General features: G+C 67.4%; 15 protein-coding genes. 11 read left to right on the top strand and 4 right to left on the bottom strand.

Translation table 11 applies throughout. The annotated features are described in order from the left end of the window. Positions 1-29: 29 nt before the first annotated feature. A complete protein-coding gene (locus CCO03_RS20125) occupies positions 30-1868 on the bottom strand; it encodes an AmpG family muropeptide MFS transporter (protein WP_169717496.1) in 1839 nt (612 codons plus the stop codon). 194 nt (positions 1869-2062) lie between these two features. Between CCO03_RS20125 and CCO03_RS19000 the strand changes: the two genes are divergently transcribed. Next, the gene (locus CCO03_RS19000) at positions 2063-3049 is read left to right on the top strand and encodes a M48 family metallopeptidase (RefSeq protein WP_087283648.1); all 987 of its coding nucleotides are present in this window, start codon (positions 2063-2065) and stop codon (positions 3047-3049) included. A gap of 355 nt (positions 3050-3404) precedes the next feature. On the opposite strand, the gene CCO03_RS18995 is transcribed toward CCO03_RS19000, so the two are convergent. Beyond that, positions 3405-4040, bottom strand: coding sequence for an MBL fold metallo-hydrolase (locus tag CCO03_RS18995; RefSeq protein WP_087283646.1), 636 nt, complete (start codon positions 4038-4040; stop codon positions 3405-3407). Positions 4041-4176: 136 nt separating this feature from the next. On the opposite strand from CCO03_RS18995, the gene CCO03_RS18990 reads away from it, so the two are divergent. The 6 genes from CCO03_RS18990 (at position 4177) to CCO03_RS18965 (ending at position 9472) form a co-directional block, all read left to right on the top strand. Next, a complete protein-coding gene (locus tag CCO03_RS18990) occupies positions 4177-4776 on the top strand; it encodes a hypothetical protein (RefSeq protein ID WP_087283644.1) in 600 nt (199 codons plus the stop codon). Between the two features lie 174 nt (positions 4777-4950). Next, the gene (locus tag CCO03_RS18985) at positions 4951-6345 is read left to right on the top strand and encodes a THUMP domain-containing class I SAM-dependent RNA methyltransferase (RefSeq protein ID WP_087283641.1); all 1395 of its coding nucleotides are present in this window, start codon (positions 4951-4953) and stop codon (positions 6343-6345) included. Next, the gene (locus CCO03_RS18980) at positions 6335-7078 is read left to right on the top strand and encodes a putative toxin-antitoxin system toxin component, PIN family (protein ID WP_236903943.1); all 744 of its coding nucleotides are present in this window, start codon (positions 6335-6337) and stop codon (positions 7076-7078) included. Before CCO03_RS18985 ends, CCO03_RS18980 begins: the two co-directional genes overlap by 11 nt. A 406-nt stretch (positions 7079-7484) precedes the next feature. After that, a complete protein-coding gene (locus CCO03_RS18975; protein ID WP_087283639.1) occupies positions 7485-8012 on the top strand; it encodes a pilin in 528 nt (175 codons plus the stop codon). Positions 8013-8137: 125 nt separating this feature from the next. Further along, positions 8138-8632: a pilin gene (locus CCO03_RS18970; RefSeq protein WP_269466884.1), complete on the top strand. Its 495-nt coding sequence runs from the start codon at positions 8138-8140 to the stop codon at positions 8630-8632. A gap of 69 nt (positions 8633-8701) precedes the next feature. Further along, the gene (locus CCO03_RS18965; RefSeq protein WP_157667805.1) at positions 8702-9472 is read left to right on the top strand and encodes a pilus assembly protein; all 771 of its coding nucleotides are present in this window, start codon (positions 8702-8704) and stop codon (positions 9470-9472) included. 314 nt (positions 9473-9786) lie between these two features. On the opposite strand, the gene CCO03_RS18960 is transcribed toward CCO03_RS18965, so the two are convergent. Then, on the bottom strand, positions 9787-10047 hold the full coding sequence (locus tag CCO03_RS18960; RefSeq protein ID WP_087283634.1) for a hypothetical protein: 261 nt from the start codon (positions 10045-10047) through the stop codon (positions 9787-9789). A gap of 154 nt (positions 10048-10201) precedes the next feature. On the opposite strand from CCO03_RS18960, the gene fic reads away from it, so the two are divergent. Beyond that, on the top strand, positions 10202-11332 hold the full coding sequence (fic, locus tag CCO03_RS18955) for a protein adenylyltransferase Fic (RefSeq protein ID WP_087283632.1): 1131 nt from the start codon (positions 10202-10204) through the stop codon (positions 11330-11332). Positions 11333-11623: 291 nt separating this feature from the next. On the opposite strand, the gene CCO03_RS20000 is transcribed toward fic, so the two are convergent. Beyond that, positions 11624-12547 carry a hypothetical protein gene (locus CCO03_RS20000; RefSeq protein ID WP_157667804.1) on the bottom strand — a complete coding sequence of 308 codons (924 nt, stop codon included), beginning with the start codon at positions 12545-12547 and terminating at the stop codon, positions 11624-11626. Positions 12548-12678: 131 nt separating this feature from the next. Between CCO03_RS20000 and CCO03_RS18945 the strand changes: the two genes are divergently transcribed. From CCO03_RS18945 to argS, 3 genes are all read left to right on the top strand, one after another. Then, complete coding sequence (locus CCO03_RS18945) at positions 12679-13596, top strand: LysR family transcriptional regulator (protein WP_087283628.1); 918 nt, start codon at positions 12679-12681, stop codon at positions 13594-13596. An 83-nt stretch (positions 13597-13679) separates the two neighbouring features. Further along, entirely contained in the window at positions 13680-14129 is a 450-nt protein-coding gene (locus CCO03_RS18940; protein ID WP_087283627.1) for a DUF2214 family protein, read from the top strand. A gap of 387 nt (positions 14130-14516) precedes the next feature. Next, positions 14517-16310, top strand: coding sequence for an arginine--tRNA ligase (argS, locus tag CCO03_RS18935; protein ID WP_087283625.1), 1794 nt, complete (start codon positions 14517-14519; stop codon positions 16308-16310).

Genomic DNA, 16310 nt, shown 5'->3' with positions numbered 1-16310 from the left:
GCGGTGGCCGTTTTCAAATCAACGGGTAATCATTCATACTCCTGTTTGTTCTCGGGGGTGGTCGATCGCTGCCGCGCCGCCAGCAGCACCAGCAGCACCACGGGCACGCCCAGCAGCGCGGTGGCCGAGAAGAAGTGGGCATAGCCGTGGGCATCGACGAACTCGCCCGAGAACCCGGCGATGGCCTTGGGCGCCAGCAGCATCATCGAGCTGAACAGCGCGTACTGCGTGGCCGAGTAGCGCACATTGGTCAGCGATGAGAGGTAGGCGACGAAGGCGGCCGAGGCGATGCCGCTGGCCAGGTTGTCGGCCGAGACCACCACGATGAGGCGCCACAGGGCGGGCGCGGCGTGCGTGATGTCGGGCGCAAAGCCGGCCAGCCACGAGAACGCCAGGTTGGTCAGCGCGCTCAACACCGCGCCGGCCACCATGACGCGCATCACGCCAAAGCGCATGGACAGCACGCCGCCGATGAAGGCGCCCGCCAGCGTCATGACCACGCCGTAGACCTTGGTGACGTTGGCCACCTGGGCCTTGGAAAAGCACATGTCCACGTAGAAGGGGTTGGCCATCACGCCCATGACCACGTCGCTGATGCGGTAGGTGCCCACCAGGGCCAGCAGCAGCACGGCCTGCCAGCGGTAGCGGGTGATGAACTCGGCAAACGGCGCCACGAAGGCGGTCAGCATCCAGGCCAGCAGGCCCTGGGTGGCGCTGCCGGCGGCCGGCACCAGCATGGGCCCCTGGCGGCGCCAGCCCAGCACCGTCAGCCCCAGGCCCACGGCCGACAGCAGCCAAGGCACCAGCCAGCCGGCGCCCTGGGCACTCAGCGCGGCGGGGGTGAGCGTGTCCCAGCTGAACAGGCGCGCGGCGGCGGCGATGGTGAGGCCCACCAGCAGCACCCACCAAGCGAAGGCCGCCACGCCCAGCCAGGGCGCGCCGTCGCGCGCGAGGCGGGTCAGCGCGCCTTGGTAGGCCGCGGCGTTGTCGGCGTCGGCATGGACGGATGGCGCGGGCTCGCGCATCAGCAACACGGTCAGCATGCCCACGGCCATGGACACGGCCATGATCAGGTAGGCGAATTCCCAGGGGCCGTTCTGGTAGCTGCCGGCCAGCGCCTGGCCGACGCTGGCGTTGGCGCTGGGCGCCGCCTGCGTCGAAGCGGCCTGCGCCGCTTGCGAGGCACCTGCGGCGGCCGCCTGGGCCGCGCCCTGGGCCACGTCGGCCGCCACCGCACCGGCCTGGCTGATCAGCGCCTGGCAGCGCTCGCTCAGTCCATTGGCCAGGCTTTGCACCTCTTGGCTGGCGGCCAGCCACAGCACGCCGGCGCCCGACCAGATCATGGCCAGGCGGTAGCCGGTCTGGTAGCAGGCGGCCAGGGCGGCCTGCCGGTCGCCCGGGGCGGATTCGATGCGGAAGGCGTCCAGCGCAATGTCCTGCGTGGCCGAAGCGAAGGCCACCAGCAGCGCGCACAGCACCAGCGGCTGCAGGCCGTCGCGCGGGTCCAGCAGGGCCATGCCCACCAGGCCGGCCGCAATCGCCGCCTGCGACAGCAGCAGCCAGCTGCGCCGGCGCCCCAGCATGGCCGTCAGCGCGGGCAGGGGCACGCGGTCGACCAGCGGCGCCCAGACCCACTTGAAGCCATAGGCCAGGCCCACCCAGCTCAGGTGACCGATGGTGGCGCGGTCCACCCCGGCTTCGCGCAGGCGAAAGCTCAGCGTGCCCAGCACCAGCAGCAGCGGCAAGCCGGCCGCGAAGCCCAGCGCCAGCATGCGCAGGCTGGCCGGTTCGCGGTACACGCGCAGGGCGGCGAGCCAGCGGGCCCAGCGGCCGCCGGGTGGCACAGGAGCGGCGGGTGAGGACGTCATGGCAAGCGGCGCCGGGCCAGGGCGGAAGAAGGCAGGGGCATGTCGTGACAGGGCATCCAGGCTCGCGCGGTGAAGGGCGTTGGGTGGTCGTCGGGGCGGCGTCGGGTGAGCGGGCCTGGGGCGCCACCGCGCCGGTTCGGCGTGCATGGCCCGGGTGGCCCGCTGGACCGCCCCGCTGATTATCATGGGCCACCATGTGCCAGTTCTGCCTCACCCGCCGCCCGGCCTCGTTGGCCCCGTTCTCGTCCCACCGCCGTGCCTGGCTGACGCTGGGTGCCGCCGCGCTGGCCACGCCCGCGCTGGCCCAGGTCGATGTGGGCAACGCGTCGCGCCTGCGCAGCCTGGTGCCGGCCGAAGACCTGGAGCAGGCGGCCCAGCAGCAGTACAGCGAGGTCATCGCCAAGGCCAAGGCCGAAGGCCAGCTGGCGCCGGCCGGCGACGCGCAGCTGCAGCGCCTGCGCCGCATCGCCCAGCGGCTGGTGGCCCAGGCTGGCCCCTGGAACGAGCGCGCCGGCCAGTGGCAGTGGGAGATCAACCTCATCCGCGCCGACGACATCAACGCCTGGTGCATGCCCGGCGGCAAGATCGCCGTCTACACCGGCCTGCTGACCAAGCTGCAGCTCAGCGACGACGAGGTCGCCATGATCGTGGGCCACGAAATGGCCCACGCCCTGCGCGAACACGCGCGCGAGCAGCTCGCCAAGCAGACGGCCACGGGGGCCGGCCTGTCCATCGTCTCGTCCCTCTTCGGCCTGGGCGACCTGGGCAACACGCTGGCCAACCTGGGCGGCCAGCTGCTGGTGCTCAAGTTCAGCCGCAATGACGAGACCGAGGCCGACCTGGTGGGGCTGGAGATCGCCGCGCGGGCGGGCTACAACCCGCGCGCCAGCATCAGCCTGTGGAACAAGATGATGGCCAACGACGGCGGCCAGGGCGGCTTCCTGTCCACCCACCCCAGCGGTCCCAACCGCATCCGCCAGCTTGAAGCCAACCTGGGCAAGGTGCAGGGCCTGTACGAGAAGAGCCGGGTGGCGCAGACCCGCCTGCCTCAGCGCGCGGTGGGCACCCACCAATCGACCACGGCGCCGGCCGCAGGCCCATCGACCAGCCCCAGCGCACCGCCCGCGCGCAGCGGCGAGCAGCCGGGCGCGTTCCAGACCCCAGTGGGGCGACCCCTGTGATGGTTGAGGGGGTATGGGTCGCCTCCCGTTCAATATGAAACGGGATTGGGGTCATACTGGGTGAATGTGTGCGTCGGTGACGCCCTGGCCTGAGCCGCCGCCATGCCTGCAGGCGGCACAGCAGCAACTGTTCATGGATCGGGTTCTTGCCCGCAGGCCCTTGTGGCCGTGATCACCACGCATGGGATCCCGCGGTTGGGGCGGCCGATCGTCCCCCATCGGGCCTGGCTGGTCCCGCGGTCTGGCGGGCAGGGCATCCGCAGCTGGATGGGCGGGGTCGGTCAGGCATGGGCCCATGGCTCGCCTCCCACCTCAAGACGCCCATCGCCCTGTCGCTGATGGGGCTCTCAGCCGTTCAATCGTGTACAAACGGGTTGGTGCGCCGCTCTTGCCCAAAGCTCGATTCCGGCCCGTGGCCCGGGATGAACACCGTCTCGTTGCCCATGGGCCACAGGCGCTCGCGGATGCTGGCCAGCAGCTGCTCGTGGTTGCCACCCGGAAAATCCGTGCGGCCGATGCTGCCCGCGAACAGCACGTCGCCCACGAAGGCGCGCTGGGCCTCGGGCGAGTGGAACACCACGTGGCCCGGCGTGTGGCCCGGGCAATGCCGCACGTTCAGCGTGCAGTGGCCGATCTGCACCGTGTCGCCGTCCGCCAGCCAGCGCGTGGGCGTGAACGGCTTGGCGGGTGGAAAGCCAAAGCGCATGCTTTGCTCCGGCAGGCCGTCGATCCAGAACTGGTCGCCCGGGTGCGGGCCGACGATGGGCAGGTTCAGGGCTTCGGCCAGCTCGCCCGTGCCGCCCGCGTGGTCGATGTGGGCGTGCGTCAGCCAGATCTGCTCCAGCGCCAGCCCCAGCGCCTTCACCGCGGCCAGCAGCTGCGGCAGGTCGCCGCCGGGGTCGATGACGGCTGCTTTCTGGGTGTCGTCGCACCAGACGAGGGAGCAGTTCTGGGCAAAAGGCGTGACGGGGATGGTCTGGTAGCGCAGCATGGTGTGGGTCGGTTGAGGGGGGCGCACAGCGATGGCGCCGATTCTCGGCGAAACCGCCATGCGCGCCTGTCATGGCCCATCTGGCTGCCGTGGCCGCACCCGTGGGTGTGCGTGCTGCTCTGCAACAATCGCCGCCATGAACGCGCTGAAACCTGTGCTTGCTGCAGCCCTGTGCGCTGCCTTGAGCGGCTGTCTGGTCCCCGAGAAATTCACCGCCGATGCCACCTTCAAGCCCGACGGCAGCTACCGCTACCGTTTCGATGGCACCGTGGCCAACGCCATGGTCATTGCCGCCACGCGCCAGAAACCCGGTGGCCTGACCGACAAGGACAAGGCCGCCATGCAGCGGGAGCTCGACAAGGAGCGCCAGCGCCCCGGCATCCAGCAGCTCAAGGCCATCGACGACACCCGCCTGGCGTTGAAGTTCGAGGACGACTTCAACCCCGGCCCCCTTGGCATGAAGGCCGCCACCTACGAGGTGTTGCAGGTCTCGGACAAGGATTGGGCCACGCGCCGCGTGCTCACCGTCACCGGCCCCGCCCTGAAGGACAAGGACCGCCAGGCGCTGCAGGAGCTGGGCATCCAGGTGGCCGGCAAGGTCAGCATCACCCTGCCGCCCAAAGCCAAGGTCATCAGCCACAACGCCAACGGCACCCCCGGCCTGCTGAGCAAGGCCTACACCTGGACTGTGGGCTCGCTGGCAGATCAGCCCCGCATCGAATTTCAGCTGCCCTGAGCCTGGGCGCGTAGCGCGCTGGGCCGCATCAGGCGATGTTGGCCGGCCAGATGGATGCGTTGCTGGCTTATCGAAAACGGCTGTATCCGCACACGCAGACCTTCAGCCCGCCTGTGCCTGAGACAATCGCCCCCGGCTCGCACCCACGTGGGCCGTGTTCACGTTTGGATTGACATGCATTTGTTCTTGCCCTGCGCCGCGGGCGTGGAAGCCTGGCTGGCCGATGAGGTTCACGGCCTCACCGGCCTGGCGGGCGACGATTTGATGACCGGTCGCGGGGGTGTGTGGGCGCGTGGCGACTGGCGCACCGTCATGCAGCTCAACCTGCACAGCCGCATCGCCCAGCGCGTGCTGATCGAGGTGGCGCATGGCGGCTATGCGCACGAAGACGACCTTTACCGCCTGGCGGGCGAGGTGGCCTGGGAAGAGTGGTTCGCCGCGCGCCAGACCTTCAAGATCGACCTCACGGCCCAGCACAGCCCGCTCAAAAGCCTGAACTTCGCCACCTTGCGCATCAAGGACGGCCTGGTGGATCGGTTTCGCGACCGCGGCGACGGCACCCGCCCCAGCGTGGACACCCACGCGCCGCAGGTGCGCGTGTTCGCCCACCTCACGCGCGAATCGGCCACGCTGTACGTCGACACCAGTGGCGAGCCCCTGTTCAAGCGCGGCTGGCGCCAGGACAAGGGCGACGCGCCGCTCAAGGAAACCCTGGCCGCCGCCATGCTGGCCGCGAGCGGCTGGTGGCACCCGGCCGAGCGCCGCGTGGCCGACCTGCCGCTGTACGACCCCTGCTGCGGCAGCGGCACCATCCCCATCGAGGCCGCGCAGCTGGCGCTGAACCTGCCGGCCGGCGGCCAGCGCCGCTTCGGTTTTGAACAGCTGCGGCCGCACGACGGCGCCGCCTGGCAGGCCCTCAAGCGCGAGGCCGCCATGCAGGTCTTGCCCCCGCCGGCGGCCAGCGCCATAACCGTGTTTGGCAGCGACGTGGCCCACCGCATGGTGGATTTTGCCCAGCGCAACGCCGAGCGCGCCGGCGTGGCCCGTGCCGTGCACCTGCGCGGGGGCGACGCGCTGCAGCGCATGCCCCCCAGCGTGGCCGCCGGCCCTGCGGCGGGCGTGCCCGGTCTGTTGCTGCTCAATCCCCCGTATGGCGAACGCATTGCGGCGGCGGGTGTGGCCGGTATGCAGCGGTTTGCGATGGGCCGTGAATCGTTCCAGGCGGGTACCCTGGCTGCACAGCGCCACACCCACGGGGGGGATGCCCGTGGTCGCGGCGCGGCGGACCGCGATGCAGCGAGCCGGCTGGCACCGGGCGCCGCCCAGGCCGAGGTCAATGCCGGCGACGATTTCTTCCAGCAGCTGTCGGCCCACTGGAAGCGCCATTTCGGGGGCTGGCAGGCCTGGCTGCTGACGCCCGACCTGAAGCTGCCGGGCCGCTTGCGCCTGAAGGAAACCCGCCGCGTGCCCATGTGGAACGGCCCCATCGAATGCCGGCTGTTCCGCTTCGACCTGACGGCGCGGGTCGAGCGGCCCGCGCCCCCGGCGCCACCCAGCCATGACGATTGACGCGGGCGCAGGCGCGGGCGCGGCGCCCTCGGACCCCGAGGCCGGCGGCGCGATGCAGGATGCGGGCGGGGCCATGGAGGTGGCGCCCAACCGCCTGGGACGAGCCGGATCGGCGGCTTGCACATCGGTCGTTGGCGCATCGGCCGTGGGCACACTGGCAGGCGGCTGTGCAAGCGTTCGCAGCGAAGCCGCAGCCGAGCCGTTGCAAGAGCGTGCGGCCCAGGTCGAAGTCACACCGCCAGCGGCCGGCGCTGCCTGCGCCGAGCCACTGAGCCCAGGCAGCAGGCCGTCTACCCCTCGCCCCCTGGTCATCGACACCAACGTCGTGCTCGACCTGTTCCTGTTCCAGGACCCGCGCACGCCAGCCCTGGCCCAGGCCATTGCCAGCGGCCAGGTGCGGTGGCTGGCCACGCCCCGCATGCGCGAAGAGTGCCGCCGCGTGCTGGCCTACCCGCACCTGCAGAACGTGGCCCAGACCAAGGGCGTGACGGCCGAGCAGGTGCTCCGCCAGTTCGACGCGCTGAGCCAGCCCGCAGACGCACCGCCCACCGCCCCCGCACGCTGCAAGGACGCCGACGACCAGTGCTTCATCGACCTGGCCGTGGCCCACGGCGCCACCCTGGTCAGCAAAGACTGGCACGTGCGCAAACTGCGCAAGCGCCTCAAGGCGCTGGGTGTGCAGGTGGTGGAAGCGTGGAGCGACGCGGTGCCGCTGCCAGCGTCCAGCGAATGACTGGTTCGGCTTTCTCTGCGCCCTTCACGTTCAACCAAGCGCCGCAAGTTTTTTGACGTCGACCAGCCATGTAGAGGGCGACAGGCGGCTGTGTTGGCACGGCATGCCAACGGACAAGTGACAACATTTGCGCATCACTTGTCACAAATGGTCACGTTGACACAAATTGTCAGGTGGTGAACCGGGCTGAAGTGACAAATCGTGTCACCAGGGCGGGCCAGTTTCGGGCGCTGTCCCCAGAACGACGCCAAATGGATCACGTTTGCTGACCCAGCTCAGGCCGCGCTGCCAACTATGCACGCCGGCAGCAAGTTGGCACGGCCCCTGCAAAGAACAAGGCGTGCGGTGACGCACAGTGTGCTGAGTTACCCAACCAACCAACCTCATTCCGCTCTAGGAGTTCACCATGAAAAAGATTCAACAAGGCTTCACGCTGATCGAACTGATGATCGTTGTGGCGATCATCGGCATCCTGGCTGCCATCGCGCTGCCGGCTTATCAGGATTACACCGTGCGTTCGAAGGTGTCGGAAATGGTGATCGCCGCCACTTCGCCCAAGAGCTTGATCAGCGAAGCGTTCCAATCGGATGGCTTGGCCGGCGTTACCGCTGCCGTCGCAGAATATAACGCTCGTCCTGCAGCTGAAAAAGCCAGCAAATTTTTGGATCCGACTACTCCTATCGTGATTGGCGCAGCTGGCGACATCACCGTGATGTCGGGTACCGTCGCTGATGCTGGTCTGCCAACTGAAGCAGCAGGTAAGACTTTGGTTTTCACGCCTAATGTGCAAGGTGCTGCTCTCGTTGCGGGTGTGACCGGTGCTATCGACTGGTCTTGCGCATCTACCGCCAACACCACTGCCACGACGCGTGGCTTGGTTGTGGCTGCTAACGGCGACATGCCCGCCAAGTACGCGCCTTCCGAATGCCGTTGATCCTGTGAGCGGATGGCCGAACAGCTGCCGCTCTGTGGATTTCGAGGCCGCGTCATGCGGCCTTTTTCTTTTTTATTGCTGGACAGTGCGCTGGAAACGAATCAATGACACACCGAGGCTTCACCATGATCGAGTTGATGGTGGTGGTGGCCATCATCGGCATCCTGGTCGCGCTGGCCCTGCCGGCGTATCAGGTGTTCACCACGCGCGCCAAGATCACCGAGGCGCTGGTGGCGGTCGCCACGCCCAAGCAGGCGCTTGCCCAAGCGGCTGGCGGTGGCCCTGCGCGACTGGATGAAGCCGCAGTTCGCTACAACGCCATTCCTGTTCAGGACAAGGCCAGTAAATTCATTGCCGACATTCAGATCACAGGTTCCGTCACGCCCTGGCCCATTGTGATCACCTTGTCCAACGCGCCCGGTAGCGGTTTCCCTTCCGATGTGCTGGGCCGTACGGTGGTGTTTTCGCCGAACGTGAATGGCACCGTGCCTGCCGGCCAAGCGGGTGCCGTGGATTGGGCCTGTGCCAGCGCCTCGGCGATCACAGCCGCCGCCCGCAACTTGGGCAACCGGACGCTGGGGACCTTACCCGCCAAATACGCACCGGCAGAATGCCGTTGATCCTTCGGATCATCGAAGTGACGAAATGACCACCAGCAGCCCATGACGGCTTTATTCCTTCCTCACCGAATGCCCGCTGCTTTGCGTGCTGCGGGTGTGCATTTGTTGGCGTCTGTCTTGGTGGCAGCCTTGATTGCGGCCGTGGTGCTGTGGGTGTGGTACCCCTCACCCTATGACTTGCTCTCCGGTGGCCGCCATCTGTTCCTGATCCTCATCGGTGTTGATGTGGTGTGCGGGCCGCTGTTGACCTTGATTTTGTTCAACCCCGCCAAGTCTCGCCGCGAGCGATGGGTCGATGTCACGCTGGTGGTGCTGATTCAATTGACGGCGCTGGCCTATGGTGTGCACACGGTGTATCAAGCAAGGCCGCTGTACCTGGTGCATGAGCGCGATCGCTTCCGTGCCGTGTCGATGGCGGACTATGGCGATGCCGATGTGCGGGCAGCCTTAGCCCAATTGCCCGTTGGCTTACAGCCGCAGGTATTCAAGGGTCCATTTGTGGTGGGCATTCGAGAACCCAAAGATTCGCAAGAGCGGCAGACTGTGATGTTTGAGTCTGTGGCGGGTGGACGTGATTACGCCCAGCGTCCCGAGTTCTATGTGCCCTACGACGCGAGCTATCAAGCCAAAGCGCTGGCGCGTGCACGGCCTTTGGCGCAATTCGTCAAGCGTTATCCCAAACTGGCCGACCGAGCCGACCTTCTTCTTGCCAAGCATGCTGTGCAACTGGGAGATGCAACGTTTTTGCCCGTGCTTCACAAACAGGAATGGGTGGCCGTGTTGGATGCGCAAGCCCACATCCTGGGTTTCTTGCCGGGTGATGGGTTTGATGTGCGTTGAGCGCGCAGGTATTCGTAGCCATTTGGGGGCCGACTTGGGGCTTTAGAAAATGCGTTGAATGGGCAGCATGGCGCAGATTTCGTGCTGAGGCACCCAGAAAAACATCGAAACGGCGTGTTGGCCCAGAAAATTGTTCGCGTTCGGCGGGCGCGATGTTCTGGGGGCTGCGTCAGCCGTGCTGTTCGGGACATGTCGCTGGCGGCGACATGTGCCTAAAACGTGTCGCAAAAATCGAAAAACGGCGACATGTTTCGGGCCAGCGTCGGTGTCGCGGGTGGCGGCACGCTCGCTGTCTTGCGTCCATCACCTGGCAGTCACCCCAACCGCTCCCGCACCCGCCCCGTGAACGCATAGCCCGCAATCATCAGCGGCACGGCGGCGCGCAGCACGGCTTCGAGCCAAGTGGGGGATTCGTAGACGGCCCAGCCCAGGGCCAGCGCGCAGGTCAGCGCATAGACGGGCAGGGCCAGGCGCAGGCCCTTGAGGAACAGCCAGCCCGACACGGCCATGGCGAGGCCGCAACCCACGAAATACCAGGTGCCGGTGTTGCCGCGCGTGACGCCGAAGCCGAACAACGCCTCTCTCGTCTCAGCATCTCATCCGCGCCGCCGATGGCCACAGTGTGCTCAACGTGTCGCCATTTTCCGATTTTTGCGACACGTTTCCTCGACATGTCGTCGTGGGCGACATATCCTCTGCAACCTGTCGCAAAAATCCAATTTTTCCATCATGTCGAGCTTCACCCCTGAGGCACTCACCTGGTCTGCCAACCGGCCCTACAACGTCTTGCCCCCTCTGCCGCCGCGTGCCGACCTGGAAACGCGTGAGGTGCTCAAGGCCTGCATCAGCGCCCGCGCTGCCCTGGCTGAACTCAGGCAAGCCGCCGAGTTGATCCCCAACCAGACCATGCTGATCAACACGATCCCGCTGCTGGAGGCCAAGGACAGCTCGGAGATCGAGAACATCGTCACGACCACCGACCAACTGTTTCAGCACGCGCAGGAAGATGCGCATGCCGACGCCGCCACCAAGGAAGCCCTGCGCTACCGCAGTGCGCTGCAGCGCGGCTTTCAGTCGCTGAGCAGCCGGCCGCTGTGCACAGCCACGGCTGTGAGCATTTGCCGCACCCTCAAGGGGGTGGACATGGACATTCGCCGCACCCCGGGCACCCAACTGGCCAACGACCGCAGCGGCGAGGTGATCTACACCCCGCCCGAAGGCGAGACCTTGTTGCGCGAACTGCTGGCCAATTGGGAGCGTTTTTTGCACGAGGCCGATGACCTGGACCCGCTGGTTCGCATGGCGGTGGGGCACTACCAGTTTGAAGCGATTCACCCCTTCACCGACGGTAATGGCCGAACCGGGCGCGTGCTCAACATCCTGTACCTCATCGAGCAGGGGTTGTTGCAATTGCCCATCCTGTACCTGAGTCGCCACATCATTGCCCACAAGCAGGACTATTACCGCTTGCTGCTGGACATCACCCGCGAGGGCGCCTGGCAGCCGTGGCTCATCTTCATGCTGCAAGCGGTCGAGCACACCTCGCGCTGGACGACCGCGAAGATTGGCGCCATTCGAGCCTTGGCCGAGCACACCACGGACCACGTGCGCCGGCATGCCACCAAGATTTACAGCCGCGAACTGGTGGACCTCATCTTCGAGCAGCCCTATTGCCGCATCGGCAACGTCGTGGACAAGGGCCTGGGGCAGCGGCAAGCCGCGTCGCGCTACCTCAGGCAACTGACCGAGCTGGGCGTGCTGACCGAATTGAACGTGGGCCGGGAAAAGCTGTTCATCCACCCCAAGCTGATGCAGTTGCTGAGCCGGGACGGCAATGCCTTCGAGCCGTATCGGGCATGAACAGGCCGTCAACACGTGGTCAAAAAATGCGTGAAAGGGGCGTTCGCCGCAGATTTTGTGCTGAGGCATCCAGAAAAAACATCGAAACGGCGTTTAGGCCCAGAAAATTTTCACTTTCGGCGGGCGCGATGCTCTGGGTCTGCATCAACCGTGCTGTTCGGATATGTCGCTGGCGGCGACATGTGTCCAAAACGTGTCGCAACAATCGAAAAACGGCGACATGTTTCGGGCCGGCGTCGGTGTCGCGGGTGGCGGCACGCTCGCTGTCTTGCGTCCATCAACTGGCAGTCGTCACCCCAACCGCTCCCGCACCCGCCCCGTGAACGCGTAGCCCGCAATCATCAGCGGCACGGCGGCGCGCAGCACGGCTTCGAGCCAGGTGGGGGATTCGTAGACGGCCCAGCCCAGGGCCAGGGCGCAGGTCAGCGCGTAGACGGGCAAGGCCAGGCGCAGGCCTTTGAGGAACAGCCAGCCCGACACGGCCATGGCGAGGCCGCAACCCACGAAGTACCAGGTGCCGGTGTTGCCGCGCGTGACGCCGAAGCCGAACAGCGCCACCACCACGCCCAGCAGCAGCATGCTGCTGCCCAGCAGGAACGGGGGCTGCTCGTCCGCGCTGTCGTCGGGCGCGTTGCGGGCGATGTCTTCCAGCCGGGCGATGAGTTCGGGGCTCAGCGTGCCGGCGCCGGCCATGGCGGCGCCGGGGGCGTCGTTGATGAGCAGGTGGCTGAGGTCGGGCCGCGAGGGCCGGCTGCCCTTGCCCGGCGGGGTGGCGGCGCGTGCGGCGGCCAGCAGGGCCTCGGCCTGTTGCAGGGCGGCGGGCGGCACGGGCAGTGCGTTGTTGGGGGCGCGAGGCGGGGTGCCGCGGGTGGGCACAGGCGTTTGCCCTGAAATGGTGGAGGTAGTATGGGGTTGTTGCCGTTTTGAATCAATCGGCTGAGGTTGCATACTGCCTGAGTGTTCGCCAACCTGCGGTGACGACGACGCGGGCGTCGATGGACGCAGCCGGTGCGCGGTGGCGGTGTTCAGCGTGGCGGATTGCCCCGGCGCGGCTGGCGCGGTGCGGGCGTTGGCGCCTGCAGGCTGGGCTGCGCCGGCGCCCAGGCGCTGGATGAGCGCCTGGCGGGCGCGCTCGTCGCCGCGGTCAGCAAAGGTCTTGAGTTGCACCAGGCTCAGGTCGGTGTAGTGCAAAGGGCGTTTCTTCGGGCTGTCCATCTCGGCGCGTCACCGTGGTTTTCGGTAGGGTGTCGTTGCGTGCGAAGCGACCCCTCCCAGGCTGGCGGCCGCTGGCTTGGCATCATCGGGCCATTGCACCGGGTGTTACAAGCACAATCCATACCCACATCATGGCCAGACTCAAGCAACTGGAAACTTTTGTCACGGTGGCGCAGCGCGGCAGCCTGACTGCCGCGGCCACGCTCGAAGGGGTGGCGCCGGCGGTCATCGGGCGGCGCATCGATGCGCTGGAAGAACACCTGGGCGTGAAGCTGTTCGTGCGCACCACGCGCCGCATCGCGCTCACGCACGAGGGCAGCGCCTTCCTTGAGGACTGCCAGCGCATCCTGGCCGATCTGGCCGACGCCGAAGCCAGCGTGTCGGCCGGCGGCGTGAAGGCCGTGGGCCACCTGCGGCTGACCGCACCGGCGGGCTTTGGCCGCCGCCATGTGGCGCCGCTGGTGCCGGCGTTTCGCGCGCGCCACCCCGAGGTCAGCGTGTCGCTGAACCTGGCCGACCGCGTGATCGACCTGGCCAGCGAGGGGCTGGACTGCGCCGTGCGCGTGGGCGACCTGGTCGATTCGTCGCTGGTCAGCGTGCGCCTGGCCGACAACCGCCGCCTGTGCGTGGCCACGCCCAGCTACCTGGCGCGGCGCGGCACGCCGCGCCACCCGCAGGATTTGACGCAGCACGATTGCCTGGCCTTGTCGAGCGACGCCTCGCAGACGCGCGGCTGGGCGTTTCGCGCGGCCGATGGCGAGCTGGTGCACATCAAGCCGGCCGGGCCGCTCGACTGCTCGGACGGCCAGGTGCTGCACGACTGGTGCCTGGCGGGCATGGGCATCGCCTGGCGCAGCACCTGGGAGGTGGAGGCCGACGTGGCCACGGGCCGGCTGGTGGTGCTGCTGGACGACTACGCCGCGCCGCCCAATGGCATCTACGCCGTGGTGCCGCAGCGCAAGCACCTGCCGCTGCGCGTGCGGCTGTGGATCGATTTTTTGCGTGCCCATTACCAAAGTCCCGAGTATTGGGCCAGGTCGTCCAGATGATGATCGAGCGTCGGGTCATACTGCTGACATCATGGGTGTAACCGCGGCTTGCGCGGGGCCACGGCCTTGGCCACAATGCCGCCATGCTCGAACCCATCCTCGCCTACCTGCACATCGCGGCCATCCTGGCCTTGTTCGTGTTCCTCACCAGCCAGGCCGCGCTGTGCCGCACCGAATGGATGAGCGTGGCGGTGGTGCGCCGCCTCACGCGCGTCGACCTGCTCTACCTGGTGGCGGCCATCGCCGTGTTGGTGACGGGCGCCTTGCGCGTGTGGCTGGGGGCCAAGGGCGCGGGGTGGTACCTGGGCAACTGGTTGTTGCACCTCAAGTTCACGGGCTACGTCGTCATCGCGCTGCTGTCCATCGGGCCCACGCTGGCCTACCGCCGCTGGCTGAAGGCGGCGAACGCCACCGGCGCCCTGCCGGGCGAGGGCGAGGTGCGCAAGATCCGCAAGCTGGTGATGATCGAGGCGCACCTGGGCGCGCTCATCCCGCTGGCCGCCACCTTCATGGCGCGCGGCTGGGGAGGATGAAGGGCCCCCACGCTCCCGCGCTGCGCGTCGTTCGCTGCCCCCGAGGGGGCTGGCCTTGCTCGGGAGCGGCCCTTCGCTGCGGCCGGGTGGCGCTGCATGCCTGCGCTGCGATGGGTTTGTCCGTGTCTGTTTCGAGGCGCTGTGGACGGGCCGCCTTTGGGGCTGACTGTTTTGGCGGTGCCAAAAAATGAGTGCGCTGCCGGGCGCACATCACGGCTCCCCAACTCAGCGCCCCAGCAGGTGTTCGCCGAACGAGATGCTTTGGGTTCCCAAGCTGCGCGTCGTCCGCTGCCTCGGGAGACAGCCATGGCCGAGTGGTTGGCATGACGGCCACGGCGTTGCGCAGGGGGACGGTGGCGACACCTCCGCCTCGTAGAATCGCCCCCCATGCTTTCCGTCAAACAAGAATTGCTCCAGTCGCTCGGCGATGCGCTGGAGTCGCTGTCGCCAGGGGCCGGTGCCAAGGCGGCTTTTGAAGTGCCCAAGCAGGCGTCCATGGGCGATCTGGCCGTCACGGCGGCCATGCAGCTGGCCAAGCCGCTCAAGCAGAACCCGCGCGCGCTCGGCGAGGCGCTCAAGGCCAAGCTGGAAGCCGCACCGGCCTACCAGGCCTGGGTGGCGGCCATCGAGCTGGCGGGCCCGGGGTTCCTGAACCTGCGCCTCAAGCCCGAGGCCAAGCAGCAGGTGGTGCGCGAGGTGTTCGCCGCCGGCGACCACTTTGGCGAGCAGCCGGCCAACGGCGCCAAGGTGCTGGTCGAATTCGTCTCGGCCAACCCGACCGGCCCGCTGCATGTGGGGCATGGCCGCCAGGCGGCGCTGGGCGATGCCATCTGCAACCTGCTGGCCAGCCAGGGCATGGCCGTGCACCGCGAGTTCTATTACAACGATGCGGGCGTGCAGATCGACACGCTGACCAAGAGCACGCAGCTGCGCGCCAAGGGGTTCAAGCCCGGCGACGCCTGCTGGCCGACCGACCCCGAGAATCCCGAATCCAAGAAGTTCTACAACGGCGACTACATCCAGGACATCGCCGACGCCTTCCTGGCCCAGGCCACGGTCAAGGCCGATGACCGCGAGTTCACGGCCAATGGCGATGCCGACGACGCCGAGAACATCCGCCAGTTCGCCGTGGCCTACCTGCGCAACGAACAGGACAAGGACCTGCAGGCCTTCAACCTGAAGTTCGACGAGTACTACCTCGAGTCCAGCCTCTACGAAAACGGTCATGTCGAGGCGACGGTGAACCGCCTGATCGCCAACGGCGAGACCTACGAGCAGGACGGGGCGCTGTGGCTGCGCTCGACCGACTATGGCGACGACAAAGACCGCGTCATGCGCAAGACGGACGGCGGCTACACCTACTTCGTGCCCGACGTGGCCTACCACATCCAGAAGTGGCTGCGCGGCTTCCACAAGGTGGTGAACATCCAGGGCACGGACCACCACGGCACCATCGCGCGCGTGCGCGCCGGCCTGCAGGCGGCCGACGTCGGCATCCCCCAGGGCTACCCCGACTACGTGCTGCACACCATGGTGCGCGTGGTGCGCAACGGCGAAGAGGTGAAGATCAGCAAGCGCGCCGGCAGCTACGTCACGCTGCGCGACCTGATCGAGTGGACCAGCAAGGACGCCGTGCGCTTCTTCCTGCTCAGCCGCAAGCCCGACACGGAGTACACCTTCGACGTGGACCTGGCGGTGCAGAAGAACAACGACAACCCCGTGTATTACGTGCAGTACGCGCACGCGCGCATCAGCTCGGTGTTGCGCCGCGGGCTGCTGGGGCTGGATGACGATGGCGTGACCGCCCTGGCCAGCCAGAACGGGCAAACGGTGGACGCGGTCATCGCCGACGTTCACCAGCGCCTGCTGCCCGCCCAGCTGCAGGCGCTGGCCTCGGTGGACCTGTCGCCGCTGGCCACCGACGCCGCGCAGGCGCTGATGCAGCAACTGGCCCAGTACCCGGACATGCTGACCAGTGCCGCCGCCGGTTTTGCGCCGCATGACGTGACCTTCTACCTGCGCGACCTGGCCGCCAGCTACCACAGCTACTACGACGCGGAACGCATCCTCGTCGACGACGAGCCCACCAAGCTGGCGCGCCTGGCCTTGATCAGCGCCACCCGCCAGGTGCTGCGCAATGGCTTGGCGATGCTGGGGGTTTCCGCCCCGGAGAGAATGTGA

The organism is Comamonas serinivorans (assembly GCF_002158865.1).
GTDB lineage: Bacteria > Pseudomonadota > Gammaproteobacteria > Burkholderiales > Burkholderiaceae_C > Comamonas_E > Comamonas_E serinivorans.
The sequence above is the reverse complement of the archived record's forward strand: the minus strand, read 5'-3'. Positions and strand labels throughout refer to the sequence as shown.

Excerpts from the sequence above, each read along its gene's own strand:
- CCO03_RS20000 (WP_157667804.1), bottom strand. The coding sequence starts at position 12,547 with ATGGACAGCCCGAAGAAACGCCCTTTGCACTACACCGACCTGAGCCTG.
- argS (WP_087283625.1), top strand. The coding sequence starts at position 14,517 with ATGCTTTCCGTCAAACAAGAATTGCTCCAGTCGCTCGGCGATGCGCTG.
- CCO03_RS18975 (WP_087283639.1), top strand. The coding sequence starts at position 7,485 with ATGAAAAAGATTCAACAAGGCTTCACGCTGATCGAACTGATGATCGTT.
- CCO03_RS18945 (WP_087283628.1), top strand. The coding sequence starts at position 12,679 with ATGGCCAGACTCAAGCAACTGGAAACTTTTGTCACGGTGGCGCAGCGC.
- CCO03_RS18965 (WP_157667805.1), top strand. The coding sequence starts at position 8,702 with ATGCCCGCTGCTTTGCGTGCTGCGGGTGTGCATTTGTTGGCGTCTGTC.
- CCO03_RS18970 (WP_269466884.1), top strand. The coding sequence starts at position 8,138 with ATGATCGAGTTGATGGTGGTGGTGGCCATCATCGGCATCCTGGTCGCG.
- CCO03_RS18940 (WP_087283627.1), top strand. The coding sequence starts at position 13,680 with ATGCTCGAACCCATCCTCGCCTACCTGCACATCGCGGCCATCCTGGCC.
- CCO03_RS18985 (WP_087283641.1), top strand. The coding sequence starts at position 4,951 with ATGCATTTGTTCTTGCCCTGCGCCGCGGGCGTGGAAGCCTGGCTGGCC.
- CCO03_RS18990 (WP_087283644.1), top strand. The coding sequence starts at position 4,177 with ATGAACGCGCTGAAACCTGTGCTTGCTGCAGCCCTGTGCGCTGCCTTG.
- fic (WP_087283632.1), top strand. The coding sequence starts at position 10,202 with ATGTCGAGCTTCACCCCTGAGGCACTCACCTGGTCTGCCAACCGGCCC.
- CCO03_RS18980 (WP_236903943.1), top strand. The coding sequence starts at position 6,335 with ATGACGATTGACGCGGGCGCAGGCGCGGGCGCGGCGCCCTCGGACCCC.
- CCO03_RS19000 (WP_087283648.1), top strand. The coding sequence starts at position 2,063 with ATGTGCCAGTTCTGCCTCACCCGCCGCCCGGCCTCGTTGGCCCCGTTC.
- CCO03_RS18995 (WP_087283646.1), bottom strand. The coding sequence starts at position 4,040 with ATGCTGCGCTACCAGACCATCCCCGTCACGCCTTTTGCCCAGAACTGC.
- CCO03_RS20125 (WP_169717496.1), bottom strand. The coding sequence starts at position 1,868 with ATGACGTCCTCACCCGCCGCTCCTGTGCCACCCGGCGGCCGCTGGGCC.